The 919-nt window shown below is 43.7% G+C and carries 2 tRNA genes and 1 rRNA gene; all 3 read left to right on the top strand.

Annotated features, from left to right (window positions below):
• A 16S ribosomal RNA gene (locus A9267_RS13875) occupies positions 1-246 on the top strand; the annotation flags it as partial.
• A 200-nt stretch (positions 247-446) separates the two neighbouring features.
• A tRNA-Ile gene (locus A9267_RS13880) sits at positions 447-523 on the top strand.
• A 133-nt stretch (positions 524-656) separates the two neighbouring features.
• Positions 657-732: transfer RNA gene (locus A9267_RS13885), tRNA-Ala, on the top strand.
• Positions 733-919 lie beyond the last annotated feature (187 nt).

The raw sequence follows: 919 nt of genomic DNA on the forward strand, positions 1-919 counted from the left end.
AGTCTGCAACTCGACGTCTGCAACTCGACTCCATGAAGTCGGAATCGCTAGTAATCGTAGATCAGAATGCTACGGTGAATACGTTCCCGGGCCTTGTACACACCGCCCGTCACACCATGGGAGTGGGCTGCACCAGAAGTAGATAGTCTAACCTTCGGGGGGACGTTTACCACGGTGTGGTTCATGACTGGGGTGAAGTCGTAACAAGGTAGCCCTAGGGGAACCTGGGGCTGGATCACCTCCTTACCTATACGACTAACTTAATGTTTGTTGAGTGTTCACACAGATTACTTGATAGAAAGTAAGAGCAAAGTATCGAAAGATATTTTTGAGGATTTTGATTCTTAATCAAGGCACTTGATGAGTCTCGTAGGGAGTGTGCTTTAGCACATGACTGAGAAACGAAGAAAGTAATGCAGAGTAAGGATTAAAAGACCAAAAAAAATGGGTCTGTAGCTCAGCTGGTTAGAGCGCACCCCTGATAAGGGTGAGGTCGGTGGTTCAAGTCCACTCTGACCCACCAATTCTTTTCTACTCTTCGTTAGTTTAATACTCGTTTAGCAGGCTAAACGTCGCATTAAACTGCCTTGATTAGCATACGAATTGGCAAGCCAATTTAATTGGTATTCGATATTTTTGTTTGACTGCATGTAAATGGGGCTATAGCTCAGCTGGGAGAGCGCCTGCCTTGCACGCAGGAGGTCTGCGGTTCGATCCCGCATAGCTCCACCATTTACTTGCTCATGGATAGAGACGCCAAAGATAAAACGACAGTTTTATCTTTGGCTTTTTTAAGCCCGCTCTTTAACAATTTGGAAAGCTGATAGTATTTAATACGATGATGTCTGTCGTTGTATTAATTACAAATCGTATTACTGAGAAGTTAATCCCTTTTTAGTAATACATTGAGTTCTCAAAA

This window comes from Shewanella sp. UCD-FRSSP16_17, from assembly GCF_001675935.1.
Lineage (GTDB): Bacteria > Pseudomonadota > Gammaproteobacteria > Enterobacterales > Shewanellaceae > Shewanella > Shewanella japonica.